The sequence below is a fragment of the Agathobacter rectalis ATCC 33656 genome (genome assembly GCF_000020605.1).
In the GTDB taxonomy this organism is placed as follows: domain Bacteria; phylum Bacillota; class Clostridia; order Lachnospirales; family Lachnospiraceae; genus Roseburia; species Roseburia rectalis.
In genome coordinates this window covers 2,941,358-2,965,024 of sequence record NC_012781.1, presented here as the reverse complement: position 1 = coordinate 2,965,024, position 23,667 = coordinate 2,941,358, and the positions used below count along the sequence as shown (strand labels likewise).

Here is a 23,667-nt window from a genome sequence, read left to right as displayed (position 1 = left end):
GAAACGCTTGCGGCTCACAACTGTGAAGGTACTGAACAGTTACATAAAATTATAATAAATAGCATATTATTATTGACATACTAATGATGATTACTTATGATGAAAATTGCTAAAAAAATGTCAAGGAAACATATAAACGTGAAAAAACAAAATCCAATAGCCCTGTTACCAATAGCAGTATTTCTTGTACTGTATCTGGGATTGGGAATACTTTTTGAATATGTAATGAAAATTCCGATGGGATTTTATAATGTGCCCATCATAATAGCATTTCTCGTGGCAATACTGGTGGCGTGTCTGCAGAACCGTAGTGTGAAATTCGACCAAAAGCTAGAGATAATGGCACAGGGACTGGCTGACAAAAATATCATAACAATGCTGCTCATTTTCCTTACCGCGGGAGCATTCGTGGGTGTAGTAGGTCGAAGCAGTGCGGAGAGCGTGGCATATTTCATGCTGTCACTGATACCGGCAAGGTTCGCGGTGATGGTGCTTTTTGTTGTGGCATGCTTTGTGTCTATTGCGATGGGGACATCGGTTGGAACCATAACACTGATTGTGCCGATAGCGGCAGCAGTATCGGATGCATCGGGATTTGGTCTGCCGCTTTGTATAGGCTCCGTAATGGGTGGCGCGATGTTCGGAGACAATCTTTCCTTTATATCAGATACGACCATTGCCGCATGTAACGGACAGGGTTGTCAGATGAAGGACAAATTCAGGGAGAATTTTTTTATTGCACTTCCGGCGGCAGTAATGACGCTGGTTGTTATAGCAATTCTGTCATTCAGGACAGATATCGCGGGCGCTGTATCGCAGGAATATCATCTGTTGCAGATAGTACCGTATATTCTCGTGCTGATCGGTGGAATTGCCGGAATAAATGTATTTGTAGTGCTTATAATAGGAATCATATCGGGAACGGTCATAATGCTCGCAACAGGAAATACAGCACCATACGATCTGCTTACCAATATGGGAAGTGGAGCGTCAGGCATGTTTGAAACCTGTATGGTTGCAGTGCTTGTGGCAGCCATGTGTGCGCTGATTCGTGAATATGGTGGCTTTGATGCCCTGCTTTCGGGTATTTACAGGACATTCAAGGGCAAAAGAGGTGGACTGCTCGGTATGGGACTTCTGGTAGGACTTATCGATATTGCCACTGCCAACAACACAGTTGCTATAGTTATGGCAAATCCGATAGCAAAGGAAATGGCTCAGAAATATGATATAACCCCACGTAAAACAGCGTCTATACTGGATACATTTTCGTGCATTTTTCAGGGGATGATACCATATGGAGCGCAGATGCTAGTGGCTATATCGGCAGTACACGAGCTGGGGCATGATGTGTCAGCCTTTAATATACTGCCGTATCTGTTGTATCCGATGTTTCTGCTGGTAAGCTCGCTGGTGGCGGTTTTTGTTGTTGAAAATGGGAGAAAATTTAATTGAAGATGAAGTTTAAAGCAAAAGAATAATGAGGTTATAAATGAAAATGCCGGATAGAAATATGATATTTCATCCGGCATTTATTATGTGAAATTTAGGCTGCATTTTGAAAGTCAATTACAGTTATTTCTGGTAGCATGGATTTTAGTTTTGATATAATGGACTCGATTTTTTGCATTGTGGAGCCATTAATAAACTCTTCACCACACTGTGAACATTTTTGGCATGGAACATTTTTTATAATAATATAACAGTTTTTATATGCAGTCATATAAGTTGTGGTACTTTTGACAGTATCACCTTTGCACAGGAAGCATTTCATAATATCAATTCTCCTTTCTTGTTTTTAAATCGGACTCCCATTTGTCTGAAGACGGGTAGTATGCGGTGATAATCCAGAGCTGTTCGTGATTGGAACCGACTACAACATGTAATGGACATTTTGTATTCAGATTTCCAAGTGTTAAGCAACTGGGATATGGATAGTCATTAGGGTATTCCTCAATTATTTCACCGGTCATGATACATGATATGACATCGTCAATGAGGATACCACGTTGCTCAAGTCTTTTTGACGCATGCAGTGTTAAATAAATATTGTCGGGAGTACACAAACCTCTAAGTTCATCAATTGTAAGACACATCTGTTATTCTCCTCATATGAATTAATTATAATTATAGTAGTATTTGGAGAGATTAGCAATGCTATTCTAAAAATTCACTAATTTACATTAATTAACCTTAATTAACTCCTTGACAATCATTTATGACAAGAAGCTCGATTATGTTATAAAGCTGCGTGAATATCCACATAATAAAAAGGGAAAACGTAGCACGATTATTGATATGTAGTGACAAAACATGAAAAGGTGGCTGAATTTCCGGGAAATAGTCACGAAATAAATACGATTAAACAGGTGGGAATAGGGGTGTTTTTGAAAAAAAGCATAAAAAATACTGCATACGTGTTATACTATATTATATAGATGTCGTATGAAATATGAACGATAAACACATAAATAAACACAGTATAGGAGAAGTAATCGCAATCACAAATATATTTTGTGAAATACAACAATTGCTTTCTCATAGGAAAAGGAGATAAAAATGCCGGAAAACAGTAGCTGTAGCAGCGCGGGAAGCTGCACAAAATCAAGCTGCGAGGGCTGTCCATCACATAATGGCGGACCACAGAGCTTCCTCGTAGAGCAGAATAAATTTTCAAACATCAAGCATGTAATAGGAGTTGTCAGCGGAAAGGGCGGAGTAGGGAAATCATTCGTCACATCCTCACTGGCGGTAAACATGGCAAAGAAGGGCTACAAGGTTGGTATCCTTGATGCCGATATCACAGGACCGTCAATACCAAAGATGTTTGGCGCACATGACCAGATACTCGGAGACGAAAACGGCCTGATGCATCCGTATGAGACAAAAGAGGGCATCAAGCTCATCTCAGTAAACCTGCTCATGGACAACGAGGAGGATCCGGTTATCTGGAGAGGCCCAGTCATTGCCGGAGTAGTAAAACAGTTCTGGAACGAGACAGCATGGGGCGATATAGACTATCTATTCGTTGATATGCCACCGGGAACAGGAGATGTACCTCTCACCGTATTCCAGTCCCTCCCGGTAGATGGAATCGTAATCGTCACATCACCACAGGAGCTTGTCAATATGATTGTCAAAAAGGCCTACAACATGGCGGAGGCAATGCATATCACAGTGCTTGGTGTGGTAGAAAACTTCAGCTATCTCAAATGTCCTGACTGCGGCAAGGAGATAAAGCTTTTTGGAGAGAGCCATATAGACGAGATCGCCAAAGAGCTTTCAGTACCGGTACTTGGCAAGCTGCCGCTCGATACATCATATGCAGCTATCGCCGATAAGGGAGATTTCTACAGCATAGAAAACGACCACCTCGCAAAAGCAACAGAAGTACTTGAGCGCATTTAAATATTTCGTAATGAAGCAGGCATATATCCGCCGGGTGCGGTATATATGCCTGTATTTAATAGAAAACCTTCAAGCATAATTCGTACAGAATCTTAATCGCATAGCGTAGCTGCTGGGTGTGTGGTCTGCGGCACCTGAATCTGTGGCATTCGCCACGCACTATTAAATATTAAACTTTCTTTAAATATGCGATTTCCCTATTTACATTTCAATCCATTGGCTTCATAATCATATTACCCACGGATTAAACAATAGTTTTTATACTCAAAATTTACGAAAACAACCAAAATAGGGAAAAAGAGTTAATTTTATTATCAATATTTACCCAAAAACAATAATTTTAACGTCAATTTTTATAAAAAAATGCCCTTGTTTTTGTGCATATTTTTGTCTATATTATCATGTAGTAAAGAGAAGGTAAAAGAAAGGCAAATAGGAGGAAAATATGAAGAAAATATTTGATGTATTGAATGTCATTAAACAAAAGCTCTTTGTAAAGAAAGACAAGATTCATTCAGAAAAATATTATCGCAGAATTGATTTTTTAAATAAATATTCGCTTTTATTCCATGCAATCATAGCTATGGCTATCGTATTTATAGTGGAGATTATCTCGCGCAGGAGTTTTATCTCTGCATGTAAGTTCGTAGATGCACATACACTTGCGTTCATGTACAACTCATTTTTAGTGTTTGTATCATTTTCACTTGTGTATCTGTTCAGGCGCAGAGCTTTTGCAAGGGTAATAATTACAGGCTTTTGGACTATCCTCGGAATCATCAACGGCTGTGTGCTTTCAAACCGTGTCACACCGTTTGGTTATACTGATTTAAAGTGTATTCCGGAGCTTTTAGCCATGAACAATACCAGCTATTTCACAGCGCAGCAGGCTACAATAGTTGTAGTTGGACTTGGTGCATTTGCACTGTTTCTTGTGGCACTTTTTATCAAGGGGCCTAAATATACAGGAAAAATCCGTTATGCAGGCATTTCAGTGGCATTTTTAGCATTGCTTTTCGTAGCAATCCCGGTCACAACCAATGTGGCACAGAATACCAATGTGGTTGCCAGCTACTATTCAAATATCGCCCAGGGCTATGATGATTATGGCTTTGTATACTCATTCTCATCTACTGTAGTGGACCGTGGAATGAAAAAGCCGGAGGACTACAATAAGCAGAATGTGGAAGATGTAGAGCAGAAGGTCAATTCTCAGAAGCAGACCACCACAGTGGACGGAAAGACCGGTCCAAACATCATCTGTGTGCTTCTAGAGTCATTCTGTGACCCAGACGAGATTAATTTCCTTCAGGTGAATGAGGATCCTATTCCTACATTCCATGAGCTTGAGAAAAACTATTCAAGCGGATATCTGAATGTACCTGTAGTCGGAGCAGGAACTGCTAACACAGAGTTTGAGATGCTTACAGGACTCAGCATGCAGTATTTCGGTACAGGAGAGTATCCATACAAGACTATCTTAAAGCAGACAGATTGCGAGAGCATTGCCTCTGATTTATCTAAGATTGGATATGCAACACATGTAGTGCACAACAACGGCGGTAATTTCTACAGCCGTACCAATGCATTTTCTAAGATGGGCTTTGATACCTTTACAAGCAAGGAGCTCATGAATATCACAGAGTACACTCCAAACGGAAGCTGGCCTACAGATGATATTCTCGTCAGCGAGACTATGAAGACCTTTGATGCTACACCAAATCAGTCTGATTTTACTTATATCATCACAGTTGGTACTCACGGTGACTATCCAAAGGAGCCTGTTATTGAAAATCCTACATACACCGTATCAGGTGTTGAGGACGAGGGCATGAAAAATGCCTGGACATATTATGTAAACCAGCTCAACGAGGCTGACCGCTTCATCAAGGAGCTCACAGATGAGCTTTCTAAGAGAGATGAGGACACCATCGTTGTTATGTTTGGCGATCACCTCCCTACAATGGGACTTCAGGATTCTGATATGAAGTCAGGTGATATCTACAAGACAAAGTACATCACATGGAACAACATGGGACTGCCAAAGGAGGATGCTGACCTTTATGCTTACCAGCTTCTTGCCCAGACTACAGACACTGTAGGTATCCATGAGGGAACTATCATGAACTATCATCAGACTCAGATGAACAGTACAGATGAGGCATCATATCAGGATGGACTTGACCTGTTACAGTACGATATCCTTTATGGAAAGCGCTACTGCTACAACGGCACAGATCTATATCCGGCTTCAGATCTTGTCATGGGAATTGACAAGGTGGACATCACAAATGTGTCTGATTCATCGACCAGTGATACAGTATATATTTACGGTCACAACTTTACCAACTGGAGTAAGGTTTATATCAACGACTCCAAGGTGGCTTCGACTTATCTCTCAGCAGGTGTGCTTGCTATCAATAAGGAAGACATCAGTGATGGTGATGAGATAACTGTGTGCCAGGTTGGATCTAGTGATACCATTTTCAGAAAGTCTGAGAATACGTATACATATGTGGATCCTGCAGTGGAGCACGACAGTGAGTCGGAGACAGATGAACCGACAGAGAACCAGTAGATTTTAATGAATTTTTTCTTGGGTGGACGGGGCGCAGGTCCCGGGTCCCAGTGTGGAGTAGCGGCGTGTACTCTCGCGTTCGCTACGCTTCGCAGCCAAGATTCTGTACGAAATTATGCTTTTTAGGGTTTCTATGCTTGACGAAACCGGAGTATATGCGCCGTCCATGGCGCATATAATCCTTGCCCCGCCGTCCTTGGCGGGGCATTTCTGCGTTTCATGGGCATAATTTCTACAGTATCTAGGCAGCTTCGCTATGCGCTCACACGAGAGCACACGCCGCCACTCCACACCGAGACCCGGGACCTACGCCCCTTACGTTGTGGTAAAATTGTCGCGTGTGTTACGCTTCGTGCTTGTAAAATGTAGGTATGGTGTGTCTTAAGATATAATTAATGGGTTGAAAATTGTGTATATTGATGATACAATTTCTACGGTTAAGAGTTTGGTAGGATTTACGGACGTGACAGATATCTGCAGGCCGGTGATGTATACCGAATTTAATACTTTAATTGTAGAAATTAAGAATCTAAGTATGGAGGTGAATTTCATGGACAGTAGTGATGGTCTTGGGCGAAGTAAGAACAACATCGGTGCTGATATACAAGTGAGTATTGTATTGGCAGGCATAGTGGATTCTGTCCGTGGAAGGATTCATCACCGGACAGTTTTTAGAGGTACAGTGTAGGCATATTAAGGAATATCGGCTTACGCCGTGCTGTATTTTGCTGTGCACAAATGCATACTTGTTTATATATCAGAGCACCGTTAGGTGCTTTTTTCGTGCGCAAATTTATTGAGTGCACGGGTTTCGTCCTTTCTATCATGGAGTAATTTTTATGTTCCAAAATCCCGGGATTTTGGAGAACCACATATGTTTATTTTATGTGGAGAATGCTATCGGAAATGAGAAAGGAGAGAAATGGAGATGAATACAAAGAAATACGAAGAGCTTCTTGTTCTATTGAGAAGCCACAAAACGGATAAGGAAATTCTGGAGGTTTTGTCAGACTATCATGAGAATGATATTGCTGATATGCTTGCAGGAATGAACGAGAAGGAGCGCAAACGTCTTTACAGGCTCCTTGGAACACAGCGGACAGCGGAGATTTTTGCATATCTTGATGAGCCGCAGGCCTATTTTGATGAGCTGTCTGTGGAGCAGGCTGCCAGGGTAGTATCGCTGATGGATTCGGATGATGCTGTCGATTTGCTTGAAAATCTGGAGGATGAGGACAAGAAGGAGATTGTAGAGCATCTGGATGAGGAAGCGGAAAAGGATGTCAGGATGCTTCTGTCATATGACGATGATGAAATAGGCAGCTATATGACAACCAACTACATCTGTATTCCGGGTGGCCTGACAGTGAAGCAGGCTATGAGCCAGCTCGTGAGGCAGGCGGGCGAAAACGACAATATCATGACTATATATGTGGTTGATTCAGATGAATGCTTTGCGGGAGCTATCGATTTAAAGGATTTAATCACAGCCAGGGAGGGCATGAATCTGGAAAGCATTATAGCCCATTCATATCCATATGTACTAGACCATGAGAAAATCGATGATTGTATCGACACAATCAAGGACTACGCTGAGGATTCAATTCCGGTGCTCTCAAAGGATAAGCATATCCTCGGTGTCATCACATCTGATGATATTGTAGAGATGGTAGACAATGAGATGGGTGAGGACTATGCAAAGCTCGCCGGACTGACCGCAGAGGAGGATCTGAAGGAGACCACACTGCAGAGCATGAAAAAGAGAATGCCATGGCTTATCATCCTGCTTTTTTTGGGAATGATAGTGTCTTCCGTAGTCGGAATATTTGAGAATGTGGTAGCGGCTTTGCCGATAGTCATCTGCTTCCAGTCGCTGGTACTTGACATGGCAGGAAACGTAGGAACACAGTCACTGGCTGTCACAATCAGAGTGCTCATGGATGAGAATCTAAGCGGTAAGCAGAAGCTTTTGCTTGTAGTAAAAGAGGTAAGAATAGGCCTTGTAAATGGTGGCTTGCTTGGAATAATGGCACTTGTATTTCTGGGAATATATGTGCATCTGTTCAAGGGCTACACATGGTTTGGAGCATTTGCGGTATCAGGCTGTGTAGGAGTTTCACTGCTTGTGGCAATGGCAATTTCAAGCCTTGTGGGCACTGTGATTCCGATGTTTTTCCACAAGATAAAGATTGACCCGGCGGTTGCGTCAGGCCCGCTTATCACGACGGTGAATGATCTGGTGGCGGTTGTGACCTATTATGGACTGGCATTTCTTTTCTTGATTGAGTTGTAATATTGGTCGTAGTACATAAATATTTAGAATATATCTTGACAAAGGTGTGCATATACTGTATATATTTGTATATACAGTATATGCACACCTATTTTAATTGTGGGAAAGCAAAGGAGAGAGTTATGCTAAGGGTTCGTGAATTGGATAAGGAAATGTCCGGGGAGGACAGGTTTCATCTGGAAAACATATCGTTTCATTTGCCAAAGGGTTATATATGCGGCCTTGTAGGAGAAAACGGAGCAGGCAAGACAACTCTTTTACGCTGCCTGATGGGATTGTATAGGTCAACAGGAGACATAGTGATAGATGGACACAATTTAAACAGCGATGAGGCAGCCGCCAGGGAAGTAATAGCGGTAGTAGGTGATGAGGGATTTTTTGATGAGAATATAAATCTCGAAAAGCTCGGAAAATACTATGGGCAGATGTATGTGAGGTTTGATATGGAAAAGTATCTGGGATATCTTGAAAGATTTAACCTTGATAGAAAGCAGAAATACAAAAAACTGTCCAAAGGTATGAAAATCAAAGCGCAGCTTGCATTTGCACTGTCGTATGGAGCAAAGCTTTTTTTGTTCGATGAGCCTACTGCAGGGCTTGACAAGCACTTCAGGGAGGATTTTTTAAGGCTGTGTACAGAGCTTGTGTCGGATGGTGAAAAAAGCATTATCATTTCTTCTCATATTACGGAGGATCTGGACAGAATAGCAGACTATATTGCATATATGCAGGCAGGGAGGCTGTTGTTTTTTAAGCCTAAGGATGCTGCGTGTGAGCATTTTCGGATAGTTACAGGACCTGTATATAAATGTAAGCTGATACCCAGGGAAGCAGTGGTTTACATGGAAGAAGGCACATACAGCTCCACTGCCATGGTTATAAGGGATAAATGTATTCTGGTAGACAGAGAGCTTCAAGAGCATACTCCGGATATCAGGGAGCTGATACATTATCTGGTGAAAGGGGGAAAGGAAAATGCCGAAAATATTGTGGAAAAATATTTTGGATAGCAGCAGGCGGGAGCTTGTTTTGACCATAGTTATGATACCATTATTCTGGCTTGGAATTACAGAAGGCTCATTTGGAGGCCTGAATCAGGTAATGTATATATACAATTTGATGATCAGCATTTTTTCCATTTTCAGCAATCATAATAGAAGCGCATTCGAATTGCCACAGTATATGTATCTGGCTCCGTATTCAAGAGAACAAAGACAGCATTATATACAAAAAATGTTCAAATACAGATTCCGTGTGTCGTATATAGTGCTGCTTTTACCTATATTAATCACAGCAATAATCAGGCCTGATAAGACTCTGACAGTATCAGGAATAGTCTATTATATGTGTGAGATGCTTGTAATGGCAGGTATTTTGTATTGTACTTCATTTGACAATTATCTGGGCAGCGTGAATCCGGGCAGATTAACGATATTTGATGTAATCATGTTTATGTCTGCGGTGGTTGTTGCCGCAAGCTATGACCAGAATGACAGCTCGCTGGATTTGGTTCAGATATTAATTTCTTTAGTGATAGGTGTGTTTTTTATATCGATGATTGTATCCTGCAGGAAAAAATATTATGACGATATTGTTCGCTGTATGGCAGATTACGAGTTTGCGGAATCAAAAAAAGACAAAAAAATTGCATAGAGGTGTGTATGAAAATAGTCATTTCAACAACAGTTAGTATGCCGATATATGAGCAGATTATAAATCAGATACGCGATGCAGTGGTAAGCGGTGAGCTTAAGGCAGGCGATGGCATGCCGTCAATCAGAGTGCTGGCAAAGGAGCTGGCAGTCAGTGTGATTACAACAAAGCGTGCTTATGAGGAGCTGGAAAAGGAAGGTGTAATAGAGTCGGTGCCGGGGCGTGGATTTTACGTGTGCGAGCAGAAAAATGATCTTTTGCGTGAAAAACAGATGATGAATCTTGAGAACAGGATGTCAGAACTGCTTGCAGATTGTGAGAATGCCGGAATGACCTTGAAGGATATAATAGATATGGTTCGTGTATTGGGAGAAAAATAATGGATGAGACAATTATAAAAATAGAAAATGCCGCTTTAAAATTAAAAAAATTTATGATTAAGCCCGCAAATTTAGAAATACCAAAGGGCTACATTGTAGGTGTACAGGGAGAAAACGGTGCGGGAAAGACCACACTGCTTCATATGATGCTTGGAATGTATGACAAAATGAAGGGAAAAATATACATAGACGGTCTTGATGTTGTAAAAAATAAGACCAAGGTAAAAGAGCTTGTAGGAATAGTGTCGCAGGACAGGATATTTTACCTGTCGCAGGATGCCAATGGAAACGAAAAAATATACAGTCCATTTTATAAGAATTGGGATAGTGAGGAGTATCACAGGATGCTTGCACATTTGGAGCTTTCTCCAAGACGCAGATTGTGCTCGTTTTCTACAGGAGAAATGATAAAGTATCAGTTTGCATTTGCGGCAGCATACAGACCCAAAGTGCTTCTGATGGATGAGCCGACTGCCAATCTCGACCCGGTGTTCAGGGATGATTTCTTAAAATTACTGCAGGAATTTGTGGCAGAGTATGAGATGACAATACTTCTTGCCACGCATCTGGACGAGGATTTGTCGAGGGTGGCAGACTATGTTATAGATATAAAGAACGGAGAATATTCAATGCGTGAGATACTTGAGTAGCTTATAATTGCTGCCGGTAATACCGGGGGTGAATGGTATAATTTTATAGCTTGCATTAGGTGTACAACACGCAATAGAAAACAGATGGAGATGTGAAATGGATATGAGTACCCTGATTAAAACGGAGCATGACAATTGGAAAAAGCGCATGATGGTTGAGACCTGCGGAACGTATATCCTCATGAATATGGGTATGGGGTTTGTGGTAATCGCAGGTGCATTTTGTGGTGTAATGAATACTGAATTTGATCTTTATTATTATAATATGGTGGTGTTTTTTACATTTGGATTGTATTATGCACAGTTCAGATACATTACATATATATGGGAAAATGGTAGAAAAGTTAATATATTTGAGAAATATATATATTTGCCGGTTGATCTTAAAAAGTTGAGAAAAGCAAAGCTTATAGTAGTTGGAAAAAATATTATGATACCGGTCATACTTGGACAGCTTTCAGCAATTCTTATGAGAGGGGCATATTATGGATGGCATGTAAAAAGCTGGCTTGATTTGGGACTGTATACACCGGTTATGGTGGGAATTGGTTTTTTGATTTTTAAGGAAGCTGAGCATAGATGGCTGTGCTTTAAGGCAGTAAAAAATTAAGCCTGCAAATAAAAAGATAATTTCTAATTTGTGTTTTAGATGTAAATCCGCTATACTATTGATATAGTATTGCGGATTTGTTTCTATAGAAAGAGGGTAAAATATGCCTGAGATATCATTATTTTATGGGATTAGAGTCACTATGTATTATAATGACCATATGCCACCACATTTTCATGCTGAATATAATGGACATAAAGCATTAGTAGATATTAATAATATACAAGTAATAAGAGGCTCTTTGCCGAATAAACAATTACGATTGATATTGGCCTGGTGTACGATTCATCAGGATGAATTAATGCAGAATTGGGAATTGGCCAAGGACATGAAACCATTGAACAAAATTAATCCACTTATATAATGAGAGGTGAAATATATGAATGAATATTTTCCTACAGTTGTACAGGTAATACCTTTAGATAATTATCATGTACAGGTTTTCTTTGATGATGGTAAAATAGTTGATTATGATACAACACAGGATCTTAAATCTTCAATTTTTGAGCCTTTGAGAGATATTGAAAATTTTAAAAATGCATGTACGGTAATGAATGGAACGCTTGCATGGGATATTTCCGGAAAAATGGATGAAAGTGATTGTATAGATATTGATCCATTTACATTGTATGAATTGAAGGCTATTAATAGCCTGATTGCGTAAGATTAGAACCATTTTCACGTATCACAGCCTTACAATCCTTTTTAAAGCATGCAATGAGTTTTTATTGGCTTTATTTGGTAACTAGTGTATACTATTTGCATATAACAGCTTAGTTAAGCAGATATAAATACACATAAAAGAAAGGTATAATCATGGACATCGTATTAGGAAATTACAAAGGATTAAAGGCAAACATCCCTTATATTGCATATACAGAGGAGGATGTTAATTCACAGATAGCGACACTTCTTTCAGGAAATCCTGTCAGAGAGCAGAAAACAGGCCCGTTAGCAATGGGCGACACGGCAGTAATAGACTACGAGGGCTTTAAGGACGGAGTTGCGTTTGAGGGCGGAAAGGCTGAGAAATATCCTCTGGGAATCGGTTCAGGCTCTTTTATTCCGGGCTTTGAGGAGCAGCTTGTAGGCATGGAAATCGGTGAGGACAGAGACATCAATCTCTCATTCCCTGAGCAGTATCATGCGCCGGAGCTTGCAGGAAAAGCGGTTGTTTTCAAGGTTAAGCTGCACGAGATTTACAATGAGAAGGAAGCAGAGCTGAACGATGAGTTTGCAGCATCTCTCAATTTCCCTGAGGTACAGTCAGTGGAGGATTTAAAGAAATATATCAACGAGTATCTTGAGTACCAGGTAGAGGCAAGAAAGGCAGATGCGGCAAGAGAAAAGCTCTATGACCAGATTCTTGAGAGCAGCTCATGTCTTGTTTCGCCACAGGCAGTAGAGACAGCGGTAAATATGCAGCTTCAGCAGATGGCAGCATCATTTGCACAGCAGGGTGTGGCTATGGAGCAGTATCTTCAGATGACAGGCAAGACTATGGATAGCTTAAAGGATGAACTCAAGCCTGTAGCACAGAAGCAGGTAAAGCTTGAGGCTGTTCTCGATGAAATCATCAGAGTGGAAAATATCACTGTATCTGACGAGGAGATGGATGAGCAGTATGAGCTTATTTCACAGAAGTATGGTCAGCCTGTTGACGTTGTAAAGCAGGTGATTCCAAAGGCACAGCTCAAGCCGGATTTACTTCGTATGAAGGCATCACAGCTCATCATCGATGCGGCTGAGATTATCATGGAAGAAAGCGAAAAATAATGTATAGAATATTTTTGGTTGAGGATGACGAGACCATAGCAAAGCTTGTCAGAAGACATTTGGAAAAATGGGATTATGATGTGCATGTGGTGCAGAAATTTGATGCTGTAATGTCAGAATTTGCATCATTTGATCCGCAGCTTGTGCTTATGGATATCGGTCTGCCGTTTTACAATGGGTATCACTGGTGTACGGAAATCAGAAGGGTATCAAAGGTTCCTGTGGTTTTCCTGTCATCCGCTGCTGATAATATGAATATAGTGATGGCAGTCAGTATGGGGGCAGACGACTTTATAGCAAAGCCGTTTGACCTCGATGTGCTGACCGTAAAGATACAGGCTATCATCAGGCGCTGCTATGATTTTGGCGCAAATAACAGTGTTTTGGAGCATAATGGCGCCATGCTCAATATATCTGATGCCACCATAACCTATGACGACAAAAGGCTCGAGCTTACAAAGAATGAGCTCAAAATATTGCAGACACTTTTTGACAATAAAGAAAGGATTGTATCACGCAGCCTTCTAATGGAAAAGCTGTGGGAGAGTGATGCGTATGTGGACGAGAATACACTTTCGGTGAATGTCAACAGGCTGCGTAAAAAGCTGGATTCTATAGGGCTTGAGAGCTTTATTGTCACAAAAAAGGGGCTTGGGTACAGGCTGGGGTGAGAGGTCATGGCAAAAATACAAAACAAACCGCATCTGACAAATTTTATAAAACAAAACTATATATGGATTTTGATGATAGTCACAATGACCTGTATCCATTTGCTTTACATGTACCTGATTGGTGCGCGCAAACAGGATCTGGTGTATGCGGCAGTGCTTGATGCAATACTTCTTCTGATAACAGTTTTGGTTGGATTTTTCAGATATAGCAGCAAGGTAAAAGCTCTAAGCAATGCTTTAAAGCGTCCGGTTGAGGAACAGGCACAGCTTCCGGAAGCAACAGATGATGTGGAGATGCTTTATCATCGGCTGCTGGAAAATCAAAGTATTGCAAGAAGTGAGTCAGAAAGCAGTGCTGCAATCAGACAATCACAGATGAGAGATTATTACTCTATGTGGGTGCACCAGATAAAGACCCCGATATCGGCTATGAAACTACTGCTTGAGGCAGAGCGGGAGGAGCTTGGGCAGCTTATATGTGATGATGAACAGAGTCAGTGCCATATAGGCGATATGACCGGTGGGAATATCGGTGCTGCAGGATTAAATGCTGCTTTGAAACAACAGGCTGTACTCACAGAGCTGTCAGATAATGTGGCTTCATTTGAGGACGAATTGTTCCGCATAGAGGAATATGTCAGTATGGCTTTGCAGTATCAGCGTGTGAGCAGCACCGAAAATGATTTTGTGCTTGAAAAAGTCAGTGTGGATGGTGTCATACGTGATACCATTAAAAAATATGCAAAAATTATGATACGAAGGCATATTGGGATAAATTATTCAGGAACCGGGCAGGAGATATATACTGACGGAAAATGGCTTGCATTTATGCTGGAACAGATACTTTCAAATGCCATAAAATATACACCGCATGGGGTTGTTACAATAGAAACTGCAGAGGAAAAAGACCGGTTTTTTATTACAATAAAGGATACCGGAATAGGAATCAAAGCCGAGGATCTGCCACGTGTTTTTGAAAAGGGCTACACAGGCTACAATGGTCATGCCGATAAGAAGGCTACAGGAATTGGGCTTTATCTGTGCAGGCAGATGGCAGATAAGCTGGGGCATACAATCCGCATGGAGTCAGAGATTGGAAAAGGAACTAAGGTGTGGATAGGGTTTGATCTGGATTATGCGGATGTGAGAGATTAGGATAAATCGGTGTAATAAGTTTGACTGGAAATTGTATCCAAAATCAGATATAATATATATTATGAGAAATAAAAGAGTATGTGATTATATAGCGGAAGCTATTCAGAATGAAATTTTATCAGGACGTATGTCATCAGGAGTGCCATTGCGTCAGGAAGAGCTTGCGGATAGTCTCGGTTATTCGAGAATACCAATCAGGGAGGCATTGCAGATACTTGAGTCGCAGGGATTGGCAAAGAGACTGGCAACAAGGCATGTGGTGGTGGCTGATTTTTCGGACGAGGTGATAACGGAAATCTATGAGCTGCTTTCAGATGTGGAGATAAAACTGTTAAAGGGCATGCTGCAGTCTGGTATATGTTTGTGGGATAAAGCGGTCAGTGATAACAGTGAGCAGCCCAATTGCGTACATGAGCCATCTGCTATAAATGAAAAATTGTCTGCAGAGCTGCAGTTTCATGAGACAATTATATCCAATAGTCATAACGAGTATTTTACACATATTCTTGAAAATGGTCTTTGGTGCTATATCAGGTTTGCGGTTGAAGAGACGGCAGCAGGCAGGGAAAATGTGCGAAGACTTGAGCTGTTATCGAAAATAGCAGAGGCATATTCGGATAAGGATATAAATATTGTCAGAGAACTGTTGGGAGAATATTTTGGAAGTCTTTGTGAGGCTGTTATAGCAGAGAGGGAAGAAAGCAGCAGGTAATTGGTGACTTATTTTATACTGAATAATGACAGATGATTCGGAAGCATATAAAATTAAAAGATAACAAGAGGAAAAAGTAATTATGATAGGACTTAAACCGATAAAGATTCCGTCAGCGAAGGAGCGTGTAGCATCGGAGCTGCGCAAGGCAATTTTGTCAAAACAGCTAAAAGAGGGAGAAAATCTTACACTGGAAAATGTAGCGCAGCAGCTTAATGTATCTATAACTCCCGTGCGTGAGGCTTTTCAGATATTAGCGCATGACGGACTTATCAAGCTAAGACCGAATAAGGGAGCAATAGTACTTGGAATTACAGAGACGTACATAAGGGAGCACTATCAGATTAGAGGTATACTCGAGGGCGCATGTGCAGGTTTTGCTGCTTCACCTGATATCGATATCAGCAAGATAGAGCAGTCATACCTGGATGCAAGGGAGATGACAGCTTCCGGAGATTATAGCAGATATGCGGATTTAAACCGTGAGTTTCATAGTGAAATCTGGGCAGCATCCGGCAATAAAAAGATGGAAAATATGATCGCAGAACTGTGGAACGGACTTTCAATGGGCAGCATGGTCACAGAGGAGGAATATGCGGGCATTTCTATAAAGGAGCATGAGGCTATATACGAAGCAATCAAGGCTCATGATGTGCAGCTTGCACAGCGGAGGATGTATGAGCATATCATGCGTAGTCGTGATGATATGCTGACATATTATGTGTAGATATAAGTTACTAATTTAACACATTACTTGTAATAGATGCACAAATTGAATAGGTGGAATATATATAAATTGCCGAAATTGTCAAAAAGGTATTGACGATTTCGGTTTTTTGTTATATCTTAAACTCAGAAATTGGATACAATATCAAATATCAAATATTAAACGGAGGAGGAAAATGATATGAGTCCAGCAACAATAACACTTTTATTCTTATTGTTTGCCGTTGTGATGTTCGTGTGGGAAAAGATTCCGCTTGGGGTTACATCCATGATAGTATGCGTCGGTCTTGTTATCACAGGAGTACTGGATTGGAAAACAGCTTTTTCAGGATTTATTGACAGCAATGTAATTCTTTTCGTAGCGATGTTTATCGTCGGAGGAGCATTGTTTGAAACCGGTATGGCAAACAAAATTGGAGGAGTGGTCACACACTTCGCCAAAACAGAGAGGCAGCTTATCATAGCAATCATGGTGATTGTGGGACTGATGAGCGGAGTACTTTCAAACACAGGAACTGCAGCAGTTCTCATTCCGGTAGTTATCGGAATTGCAGCAAAATCAGGATACTCGAGATCGAGACTTCTTATGCCACTTGTTTTTGCAGCAGCCATGGGTGGAAATTTATCTCTCATCGGTGCACCGGGAAATCTCATAGCACAATCAGCTATGGGAGAGATTGGACTTAGCTTTGGATTTTTCGAGTATGCAAAGGTAGGACTTCCGATACTTATAGCAGGTATTCTGTACTTTGCATTTATAGGATACAAATTCCTGCCTGAAAAGCAGGGCAGTACGGAAAGCTCATATGATGAGCAGAAGGATTTTTCAAATGTGCCTAAATGGAAACAGATGATGTCATTGATTATCTTAATCCTTACACTTTTGGGAATGATTTTCGAGGACAAGATTGGTATAAAGCTTTGTGTCATCGGCTGTGTCGGAGCACTTGCCCTTATCATTACAGGCGTTATCAGTGAGAAAAACGCACTTAAATCAATAGATTTGAAAACCATTTTCTTATTTGGTGGAACTCTTTCACTTGCAGCGGCGCTTCAGGAGACCGGGGCAGGCGAAGAAATCGCAACAGCGGTTATCGGTATACTTGGCAAAAATCCATCACCATACGTTCTCACATTCGTAGTGTTCATGCTTTGCTGTGTACTTACGAACTTTATGTCAAATACCGCCACCACAGCACTTTTGGTTCCGATCTGCGTATCAATTGCCACAGAGATTGGAGCTGACCCGAGTGCAGTACTTATGGCATGTGTTATCGGTGGTTCATGTGCATACGCCACACCTATCGGTATGCCTGCCAACACAATGGTCATTACAGCCGGAGGATACACCTTCAAGGATTATGCAAAGGCCGGTATTCCGCTTATAGTAGTGGCGACCATTGTAAGTATGGTCTTACTGCCGATTTTCTATCCGTTCTTCCCATAAGAACGGATGGGAGTGGGTAAACAATAAATTAATATTTAATTATTTACAAGATTTATATTAGGAGGAAAAACTATGTCAAACGAGAAACAGGTAGAACAGCTTACCACCTATATGGCAAATTTTATCGCTCATATAGCAAAAAAATTACCGGATGATGTCATTGCAAAACTGACAGAACTCCGTGACAAAGAGGACAGTCCTCTTTCAAAAACAATCTATGATACAATGTTTAGAAATCAGGAGCTTGCGGTAAAACTTAACCGCCCAAGCTGCCAGGATACAGGAGTACTTCAGTTCTGGGTTAAATGTGGAACAAAATTCCCACTTATTGATGAGCTTGAGGGACTTTTAAAAGAGGCAGTTGTAAAAGCTACATTTGAGGCTCCTCTTCGTCACAACAGTGTTGAGACTTTCGATGAGTACAACACAGGCAAGAACGTTGGAAAAGGAACACCTACAGTATTCTGGGATATCGTGCCAAACAGTGACAAATGTGAGATCTACACATACATGGCAGGAGGTGGATGTACACTTCCGGGAAAAGCTATGGTACTTATGCCTGGAGAGGGCTATGAAGGAGTTACAAAATTCGTAATGGATGTTATGACTACTTATGGTTTAAATGCATGCCCACCTCTCCTGGTAGGTGTAGGTGTAGCAACATCTGTTGAGACAGCAGCACTTTTATCAAAGAAAGCACTCATGCGTCCAATCGGATCTCACAATGAGAACGAGAGAGCTGCAAAGATGGAAACACTTCTCGAGGATGGTATCAATGCTATCGGCCTTGGACCTCAGGGAATGGGCGGAAAATACTCAGTAATGGGTGTAAATATCGAGAACACAGCCCGTCATCCATCTACAATCGGTGTAGCCGTAAACGTAGGCTGCTGGAGCCACAGACGCGGACACATTGTTTTTGATAAGGACCTTAACTATACAATCACAACACATTCGGGGGTGGAATTATAATGGTAGAGAGAATTAATGGAAAAACAATTTTAACAACACCAATCTCAGCAGAGGATCTTAAAGGAATAAAAATCGGAGATATTGTATACTTAAATGGAAGCATGACAACATGCCGTGACGTAGCACACCGACGTCTCGTTGAGGAGGGAAGAGAGCTTCCGGTAGACGTAAGAAACAATGCTATTTTCCATGCAGGACCGATCATCCGTCCACTCGAGAATGACAAATTTGAGATGGTATCTGTTGGACCGACAACAAGTATGCGTATGGAGAAATTCGAGTACGAGTTCGTAAAAGAGACCGGCGTACGTGTTATCATCGGAAAAGGTGGTATGAAAGAGAATACAGAGCGTGCATGTAAAGAGTTCGGTGCCATTCACTGCGTATTCCCGGCAGGAAATGCAGTAGTAGCCGCAACAGAGGTTGAGGAAATCGTCCGTGCAGAGTGGAGAGATCTCGGAATGCCTGAGACACTCTGGAACTGCCGTGTGAAAGAGTTTGGCCCACTTATCGTATCTATAGATGCAGAGGGTAACAACTGGTTCGAGCAGCAGAAAGTTGAGTTCAACAAGAAAAAGGATGCAGCAACAGAGGAAATCTGCAAGCAGGTAGGATTCATCAAATAGTTGCCGGAGCCTGGTATCAAATTTATTTAGAACCCAATTGCCATGAAAGTATTCTGGCAAAATATATACCCGCAGAATGCGGGAGAAAACATAAAAAAATATAATTTTCGCGCAAAGGCTCTCACATAATTTGACTATTATGTGGGAGCTTTTAGATATATGAAATTAGAATAGTATGATAATCATTTCCATAGGATATTAAAATAAATTACTGCAATAAAAAAGATTATTGCCGGTAACTAAAAAAGAGAGGAATAAATGATAATGAAGCAATTCCTGAGAAAAACAATGAAAAATGTAGCAGCCTACGTGGAACTTTTTCTGTCGGCAGTACTGGTGTTTGTGATAGTGGTGCTTATTATAAAGCTTATAGGGCAGTGTTTTTTTGATATATGGCATGATAAAATTAAACTGGAGTATTACATGGAATATATCATGTCGCTTGCAATCGGCGTGGAGTTTGTGAAAATGCTCTGTACTCATAAGCCGGGCACGATCATAGAGGTGCTTTTGTTTGCGACAGCCAGACAGATGATCGTGGAGCATCTCAATGTATATGAGACACTTGTCGGAATAGGTGCGATAGCGGCGCTTTTTGCCATCAGAAAATTCCTTTTCTGCAGCTTTGATGAGGCAGACCACATGATATGCCGTGGCAGCCAGACGGTAGCGAGGGCGAATTTTATTTCCGGAACAAATATACCGGAGGAAAAGACAAAGCTGCTTAGAGATGTGATAAGCGAAAAATTGCAGGATGAGGGTAAAAATGTGTCAATCGGAGCCTGTGTGTATTACCAGGATTGTGCGCTCAGAGTTGATAATGTGAAGCAGGGCGTTGTCACAAGAGTTGAGGTAATTAAAAATCTGTAGATAAAAGGAGGATCAGCACATCTGTGCCAATCCTCTTTTTTGCTACTCCAGATTAAGTTTCCTTGTCATTTCTTACAAAAATGTAAGATACGAGGTCGAAATGTAAGCTGATTCGATAGCATACATTCCGGTCTTTTGTTATTATAATTACATGAAGCGGCAACAATGTAAGTTGTGAAGCCGATTATGACGTCATATTTAAAATAAATGTAACAAAAATATAAGCTTAAATAACATTGTAGAAATAATCGCGAAGGAGCATTGAAATGGCAATCTTAGAAGTAAGTAACCTCAAAAAAATATATACCACCAGATTTGGTGGCAACCAGGTACAGGCATTGAAAAACATCAATTTCTCTGTAGAGGAAGGTGAGTATGTGGCAATCATGGGAGAGTCCGGCTCAGGAAAGACGACACTTTTAAATATTCTCGCGGCACTTGATAAGCCGACAGCGGGAGAGGTACTCTTAAATGGAAAGAACCTTGTCTCATTGAAGGAAAAGGAGATATCTGCCTTCAGACGTGAGCATCTGGGCTTCGTATTTCAGGATTTTAATCTGCTTGACAATTTTTCACTGAAGGACAATATCTTTTTACCGCTTGTGCTGTCAGGTGTGGACTATAGGGATATGGAAAAAAGGCTTGCACCTATAGCTTCACTGCTTGGAATTGAAAAGCTGCTTAATAAATATCCATACGAGGTGTCAGGAGGACAGAAGCAAAGGGCAGCAGTGGCACGTGCGATAATAACAAATCCCGAATTAATTTTGGCTGATGAGCCAACAGGAGCACTGGATTCAAAGGCAACAGACAGTCTGCTTAGGCTGTTCAACAGGATAAACGAGGACGGACAGACCATTCTCATGGTGACACACAGCACAAAGGCTGCAAGTCATGCCAACAGGGTGCTTTTCATAAAGGACGGTCAGGTGTTTCATCAGATTTACCGTGGTAATCTTACAAATGACGAGCTCTATGTGAAGATTCAGGACGCACTTATGCTGATTACGACAGGTGGTGAGAAGCATGAATAAAATATATAGCAGGCTGGCATTTACAAATATAAAAAATAATAAGACTCTTTATATGCCTTACATTATATCGGGAATGGTCATGATAGCCATGTTTTATGTGATGATGTTTTTAAACAACTCAAAGGGACTTGGCAAGGTGCCGGGCGCGGATGCACTGGCGTCGATAATGGGGCTTGGATGCGGAACAATAGCGGTTTTTTCATATATATTTCTGTTTTATACAAACAGCTTTATCATCAAAAGGCGCAAGAAAGAGGTAGGAATATACAATATTCTTGGCATGGAAAAGCGTCATATCGCGAGAGTTTTGATAATTGAGACACTTACCGTAGCACTCGCAGCAATAGTATCCGGAATCATAGCCGGTATTTTATTTTCCAAGCTGATGATTATGTTTCTTTATAGGATTATAAATATTAAAGCACAAATTGATTTCGCTGTATCTACTGGCGCTGTCGTAAATACAATACTTATTTTTGGAGTGCTGTATTTTCTTACTCTCATCTATAACCTGATGCAGGTGAAGCTTGCTAATCCGATAGAGCTGCTTCGCGGTGGCAATGTCGGTGAGAAAGAGCCGAAGAGCAAATGGCTTATCGCTTTAATCGGACTAGGCTGTCTTGCCGGGGGATATTATATTGCGATTACCACAAAGAGCCCTCTTCAGGTGCTTTCACTGTTCTTTGTCGCAGTGCTTCTTGTCATCGTCGGAACGTATCTTTTATTTATTTCAGGAAGCATTGTGATACTTAAGGCACTCAGGAAAAACAAGAAGTTTTACTATAATAAAAAGCATTTTGCGGCGGTTTCAGGAATGATTTACAGAATGAAGCAGAATGCTGGCGGACTAGCGAGTATATGCGTGCTTTCCACAATGGTGCTGGTTGTTGTTTCCACAACCGTGAGTATGTATGCGGGCATGGAGGGAGAACTTAAGCAGAGATATCCTTCGGATATCAGCGTATATAGCTGGTATAAGGAAGTGCCGGATGATGTGAATCTGGATGATGCACTTAAAGAAGCTGCTGCAGATTCGGATAAAATAATAGCTGACTCTGCTTGTAATGTTAAAGACAGCAAAAGCTACACTTATTTTAGCTGGACAGTGTTTAGAGAGGGGACAGAGTTTAAGCCGGTGTTAAGTTACGATAACGATATTTCCCTGTTGTATTTTGTCACAGGAGATGAAATTGATGAGATGGAGACCGGCTTTAAAGAGAGTCTGAATAAAAAAATCCCACAGCTTGATACCGGTTCGGTGGCTGTTTATGGAACAGAAAAGTTTAATGGCGATATAATTAATCTGTTGGGCAAAGAATTTAAAGTGGCTGCGGCAGAAAAAATTGCTGTAAGTAAAGACAGCTATATGTCCTCTATGTATAGTGGTGTGTACTATGTAGTGGTAGACAGCAAGGCAACACTTGCAGAGATATTTAACCTGAACAGCTCGCTGGGAGGGGATAGTGTGCCGACTATGCTCAACAATGAAATTGATTATAATCTGTATGGCAGCAGAGAGGATAAGCTTGCTGTGGCAAAGGCTCTGGATAAGCATTTTGAGGAAAATAGTGTAAAATCAGATGTGTCAGGCTTCTATGAGGAAAGCCGTGATGCAAACAGAGAACAGATTTATGTATTGTATGGTGGACTGTTCTTTATCGGAATATTCCTTGGAACGATGTTTCTTATGGTTACTGTGATGATTATTTTCTATAAGCAGATTTCAGAGGGCTATGATGACAAAGCACGCTATGAGATTATGGAGAAGGTAGGCATGAGCAATGACGAGGTGAAGAAATCCATTACTTCGCAGGTGCGTATGGTGTTTTTCCTGCCGATTATCCTTGCAGCGTGTCATCTTGCAGCAGCATTTCCTCTGCTTCGCAGACTGCTTGTCATGTTTAATCTGACGGATGTTAAGCTTATTGTGATCTGTATGGTTGCTACGCTTTTTGTGTTTATGGTCATATACTATATTGTTTTCAAGATTACTTCGAGAGCATACTACAGGATTGTGGGAAACCAGATTTAGGGGTTTCATATGAATTATGAATGCGCTATAATAGGACATAGCAATGATGCATAAGAATATAGAGCGAGAGGAAC

General features: G+C 41.1%; 25 protein-coding genes. 23 read left to right on the top strand and 2 right to left on the bottom strand.

The genetic code is table 11. From position 1 onward, the window contains the following. Positions 1-96: 96 nt before the first annotated feature. Positions 97-1,455, top strand: coding sequence for a Na+/H+ antiporter NhaC family protein (locus EUBREC_RS13940; RefSeq protein ID WP_012743858.1), 1,359 nt, complete (start codon positions 97-99; stop codon positions 1,453-1,455). A gap of 91 nt (positions 1,456-1,546) precedes the next feature. Here EUBREC_RS13940 and EUBREC_RS18325 read toward each other — a convergent pair whose 3' ends face one another. Then, positions 1,547-1,774 carry a type II toxin-antitoxin system MqsA family antitoxin gene (locus tag EUBREC_RS18325; RefSeq protein WP_012743857.1) on the bottom strand — a complete coding sequence of 76 codons (228 nt, stop codon included), beginning with the start codon at positions 1,772-1,774 and terminating at the stop codon, positions 1,547-1,549. A gap of 4 nt (positions 1,775-1,778) precedes the next feature. Continuing rightward, positions 1,779-2,096, bottom strand: coding sequence for a DUF4258 domain-containing protein (locus EUBREC_RS13930; RefSeq protein WP_012743856.1), 318 nt, complete (start codon positions 2,094-2,096; stop codon positions 1,779-1,781). Between the two features lie 463 nt (positions 2,097-2,559). Here EUBREC_RS13930 and EUBREC_RS13925 point away from each other — a divergent pair, with 463 nt between their 5' ends. The 22 genes from EUBREC_RS13925 to EUBREC_RS13820 all read left to right on the top strand — a co-directional run bounded on the left by EUBREC_RS13925 (position 2,560) and on the right by EUBREC_RS13820 (position 23,593). Further along, a complete protein-coding gene (locus EUBREC_RS13925; RefSeq protein WP_012743855.1) occupies positions 2,560-3,408 on the top strand; it encodes an Mrp/NBP35 family ATP-binding protein in 849 nt (282 codons plus the stop codon). Positions 3,409-3,853: 445 nt separating this feature from the next. After that, positions 3,854-5,986 carry an LTA synthase family protein gene (locus EUBREC_RS13920; RefSeq protein ID WP_012743854.1) on the top strand — a complete coding sequence of 711 codons (2,133 nt, stop codon included), beginning with the start codon at positions 3,854-3,856 and terminating at the stop codon, positions 5,984-5,986. A gap of 550 nt (positions 5,987-6,536) precedes the next feature. Continuing rightward, on the top strand, positions 6,537-6,674 hold the full coding sequence (locus tag EUBREC_RS13915; protein WP_306718524.1) for a hypothetical protein: 138 nt from the start codon (positions 6,537-6,539) through the stop codon (positions 6,672-6,674). A 240-nt stretch (positions 6,675-6,914) separates the two neighbouring features. Continuing rightward, a complete protein-coding gene (gene mgtE / locus EUBREC_RS13910) occupies positions 6,915-8,279 on the top strand; it encodes a magnesium transporter (protein WP_041254256.1) in 1,365 nt (454 codons plus the stop codon). Positions 8,280-8,401: 122 nt separating this feature from the next. Beyond that, complete coding sequence (locus EUBREC_RS13905; protein WP_041254254.1) at positions 8,402-9,289, top strand: ABC transporter ATP-binding protein; 888 nt, start codon at positions 8,402-8,404, stop codon at positions 9,287-9,289. Further along, positions 9,255-9,932: a hypothetical protein gene (locus EUBREC_RS13900; RefSeq protein ID WP_012743848.1), complete on the top strand. Its 678-nt coding sequence runs from the start codon at positions 9,255-9,257 to the stop codon at positions 9,930-9,932. The genes EUBREC_RS13905 and EUBREC_RS13900 overlap by 35 nt, the downstream gene beginning before the upstream one ends. A gap of 8 nt (positions 9,933-9,940) precedes the next feature. Next, positions 9,941-10,312, top strand: a complete 372-nt coding sequence (locus tag EUBREC_RS13895) for a GntR family transcriptional regulator (protein WP_012743847.1) — start codon at positions 9,941-9,943, stop codon at positions 10,310-10,312. Continuing rightward, complete coding sequence (locus tag EUBREC_RS13890) at positions 10,312-10,962, top strand: ATP-binding cassette domain-containing protein (RefSeq protein ID WP_012743846.1); 651 nt, start codon at positions 10,312-10,314, stop codon at positions 10,960-10,962. Before EUBREC_RS13895 ends, EUBREC_RS13890 begins: the two co-directional genes overlap by 1 nt. A gap of 97 nt (positions 10,963-11,059) precedes the next feature. Beyond that, positions 11,060-11,572, top strand: a complete 513-nt coding sequence (locus EUBREC_RS13885; protein WP_012743845.1) for a hypothetical protein — start codon at positions 11,060-11,062, stop codon at positions 11,570-11,572. 103 nt (positions 11,573-11,675) lie between these two features. Next, positions 11,676-11,936, top strand: coding sequence for a DUF4160 domain-containing protein (locus EUBREC_RS13880; protein WP_012743844.1), 261 nt, complete (start codon positions 11,676-11,678; stop codon positions 11,934-11,936). 15 nt (positions 11,937-11,951) lie between these two features. Next, positions 11,952-12,236 carry a DUF2442 domain-containing protein gene (locus EUBREC_RS13875; RefSeq protein WP_012743843.1) on the top strand — a complete coding sequence of 95 codons (285 nt, stop codon included), beginning with the start codon at positions 11,952-11,954 and terminating at the stop codon, positions 12,234-12,236. A gap of 152 nt (positions 12,237-12,388) precedes the next feature. Beyond that, entirely contained in the window at positions 12,389-13,348 is a 960-nt protein-coding gene (gene tig, locus EUBREC_RS13870; protein ID WP_012743842.1) for a trigger factor, read from the top strand. Beyond that, positions 13,348-14,019, top strand: a complete 672-nt coding sequence (locus tag EUBREC_RS13865) for a response regulator transcription factor (RefSeq protein ID WP_012743841.1) — start codon at positions 13,348-13,350, stop codon at positions 14,017-14,019. The genes tig and EUBREC_RS13865 overlap by 1 nt, the downstream gene beginning before the upstream one ends. Before the next feature lie 6 nt (positions 14,020-14,025). Continuing rightward, on the top strand, positions 14,026-15,174 hold the full coding sequence (locus tag EUBREC_RS13860) for a sensor histidine kinase (protein ID WP_012743840.1): 1,149 nt from the start codon (positions 14,026-14,028) through the stop codon (positions 15,172-15,174). 61 nt (positions 15,175-15,235) lie between these two features. Beyond that, positions 15,236-15,886, top strand: coding sequence for a GntR family transcriptional regulator (locus EUBREC_RS13855; protein ID WP_012743839.1), 651 nt, complete (start codon positions 15,236-15,238; stop codon positions 15,884-15,886). Between the two features lie 82 nt (positions 15,887-15,968). Continuing rightward, entirely contained in the window at positions 15,969-16,613 is a 645-nt protein-coding gene (locus EUBREC_RS13850; RefSeq protein ID WP_012743838.1) for a GntR family transcriptional regulator, read from the top strand. 180 nt (positions 16,614-16,793) lie between these two features. Further along, positions 16,794-18,059 carry an SLC13 family permease gene (locus tag EUBREC_RS13845; RefSeq protein WP_012743837.1) on the top strand — a complete coding sequence of 422 codons (1,266 nt, stop codon included), beginning with the start codon at positions 16,794-16,796 and terminating at the stop codon, positions 18,057-18,059. Positions 18,060-18,131: 72 nt separating this feature from the next. After that, the gene (gene ttdA, locus EUBREC_RS13840; RefSeq protein WP_012743836.1) at positions 18,132-19,031 is read left to right on the top strand and encodes a L(+)-tartrate dehydratase subunit alpha; all 900 of its coding nucleotides are present in this window, start codon (positions 18,132-18,134) and stop codon (positions 19,029-19,031) included. Next, positions 19,031-19,657 (top strand): L(+)-tartrate dehydratase subunit beta, encoded by a 627-nt coding sequence (ttdB, locus tag EUBREC_RS13835; RefSeq protein ID WP_012743835.1) that lies wholly within the window; start codon positions 19,031-19,033, stop codon positions 19,655-19,657. Before ttdA ends, ttdB begins: the two co-directional genes overlap by 1 nt. A 258-nt stretch (positions 19,658-19,915) precedes the next feature. Continuing rightward, the gene (locus EUBREC_RS13830; RefSeq protein ID WP_012743834.1) at positions 19,916-20,527 is read left to right on the top strand and encodes a hypothetical protein; all 612 of its coding nucleotides are present in this window, start codon (positions 19,916-19,918) and stop codon (positions 20,525-20,527) included. Positions 20,528-20,793: 266 nt separating this feature from the next. After that, a complete protein-coding gene (locus EUBREC_RS13825; protein WP_012743833.1) occupies positions 20,794-21,561 on the top strand; it encodes an ABC transporter ATP-binding protein in 768 nt (255 codons plus the stop codon). Continuing rightward, the gene (locus tag EUBREC_RS13820; protein ID WP_012743832.1) at positions 21,554-23,593 is read left to right on the top strand and encodes an FtsX-like permease family protein; all 2,040 of its coding nucleotides are present in this window, start codon (positions 21,554-21,556) and stop codon (positions 23,591-23,593) included. Before EUBREC_RS13825 ends, EUBREC_RS13820 begins: the two co-directional genes overlap by 8 nt. The last annotated feature ends 74 nt before the right edge of the window (positions 23,594-23,667 follow it).

Coding starts and splice junctions, on each gene's coding strand:
- EUBREC_RS13940 (WP_012743858.1), top strand. CDS start 97: ATGATGAAAATTGCTAAAAAAATGTCAAGGAAACATATAAACGTGAAA.
- EUBREC_RS18325 (WP_012743857.1), bottom strand. CDS start 1,774: ATGAAATGCTTCCTGTGCAAAGGTGATACTGTCAAAAGTACCACAACT.
- EUBREC_RS13930 (WP_012743856.1), bottom strand. CDS start 2,096: ATGTGTCTTACAATTGATGAACTTAGAGGTTTGTGTACTCCCGACAAT.
- EUBREC_RS13925 (WP_012743855.1), top strand. CDS start 2,560: ATGCCGGAAAACAGTAGCTGTAGCAGCGCGGGAAGCTGCACAAAATCA.
- EUBREC_RS13920 (WP_012743854.1), top strand. CDS start 3,854: ATGAAGAAAATATTTGATGTATTGAATGTCATTAAACAAAAGCTCTTT.
- EUBREC_RS13915 (WP_306718524.1), top strand. CDS start 6,537: ATGGACAGTAGTGATGGTCTTGGGCGAAGTAAGAACAACATCGGTGCT.
- mgtE (WP_041254256.1), top strand. CDS start 6,915: ATGAATACAAAGAAATACGAAGAGCTTCTTGTTCTATTGAGAAGCCAC.
- EUBREC_RS13905 (WP_041254254.1), top strand. CDS start 8,402: ATGCTAAGGGTTCGTGAATTGGATAAGGAAATGTCCGGGGAGGACAGG.
- EUBREC_RS13900 (WP_012743848.1), top strand. CDS start 9,255: ATGCCGAAAATATTGTGGAAAAATATTTTGGATAGCAGCAGGCGGGAG.
- EUBREC_RS13895 (WP_012743847.1), top strand. CDS start 9,941: ATGAAAATAGTCATTTCAACAACAGTTAGTATGCCGATATATGAGCAG.
- EUBREC_RS13890 (WP_012743846.1), top strand. CDS start 10,312: ATGGATGAGACAATTATAAAAATAGAAAATGCCGCTTTAAAATTAAAA.
- EUBREC_RS13885 (WP_012743845.1), top strand. CDS start 11,060: ATGGATATGAGTACCCTGATTAAAACGGAGCATGACAATTGGAAAAAG.
- EUBREC_RS13880 (WP_012743844.1), top strand. CDS start 11,676: ATGCCTGAGATATCATTATTTTATGGGATTAGAGTCACTATGTATTAT.
- EUBREC_RS13875 (WP_012743843.1), top strand. CDS start 11,952: ATGAATGAATATTTTCCTACAGTTGTACAGGTAATACCTTTAGATAAT.
- tig (WP_012743842.1), top strand. CDS start 12,389: ATGGACATCGTATTAGGAAATTACAAAGGATTAAAGGCAAACATCCCT.
- EUBREC_RS13865 (WP_012743841.1), top strand. CDS start 13,348: ATGTATAGAATATTTTTGGTTGAGGATGACGAGACCATAGCAAAGCTT.
- EUBREC_RS13860 (WP_012743840.1), top strand. CDS start 14,026: ATGGCAAAAATACAAAACAAACCGCATCTGACAAATTTTATAAAACAA.
- EUBREC_RS13855 (WP_012743839.1), top strand. CDS start 15,236: ATGAGAAATAAAAGAGTATGTGATTATATAGCGGAAGCTATTCAGAAT.
- EUBREC_RS13850 (WP_012743838.1), top strand. CDS start 15,969: ATGATAGGACTTAAACCGATAAAGATTCCGTCAGCGAAGGAGCGTGTA.
- EUBREC_RS13845 (WP_012743837.1), top strand. CDS start 16,794: ATGAGTCCAGCAACAATAACACTTTTATTCTTATTGTTTGCCGTTGTG.
- ttdA (WP_012743836.1), top strand. CDS start 18,132: ATGTCAAACGAGAAACAGGTAGAACAGCTTACCACCTATATGGCAAAT.
- ttdB (WP_012743835.1), top strand. CDS start 19,031: ATGGTAGAGAGAATTAATGGAAAAACAATTTTAACAACACCAATCTCA.
- EUBREC_RS13830 (WP_012743834.1), top strand. CDS start 19,916: ATGATAATGAAGCAATTCCTGAGAAAAACAATGAAAAATGTAGCAGCC.
- EUBREC_RS13825 (WP_012743833.1), top strand. CDS start 20,794: ATGGCAATCTTAGAAGTAAGTAACCTCAAAAAAATATATACCACCAGA.
- EUBREC_RS13820 (WP_012743832.1), top strand. CDS start 21,554: ATGAATAAAATATATAGCAGGCTGGCATTTACAAATATAAAAAATAAT.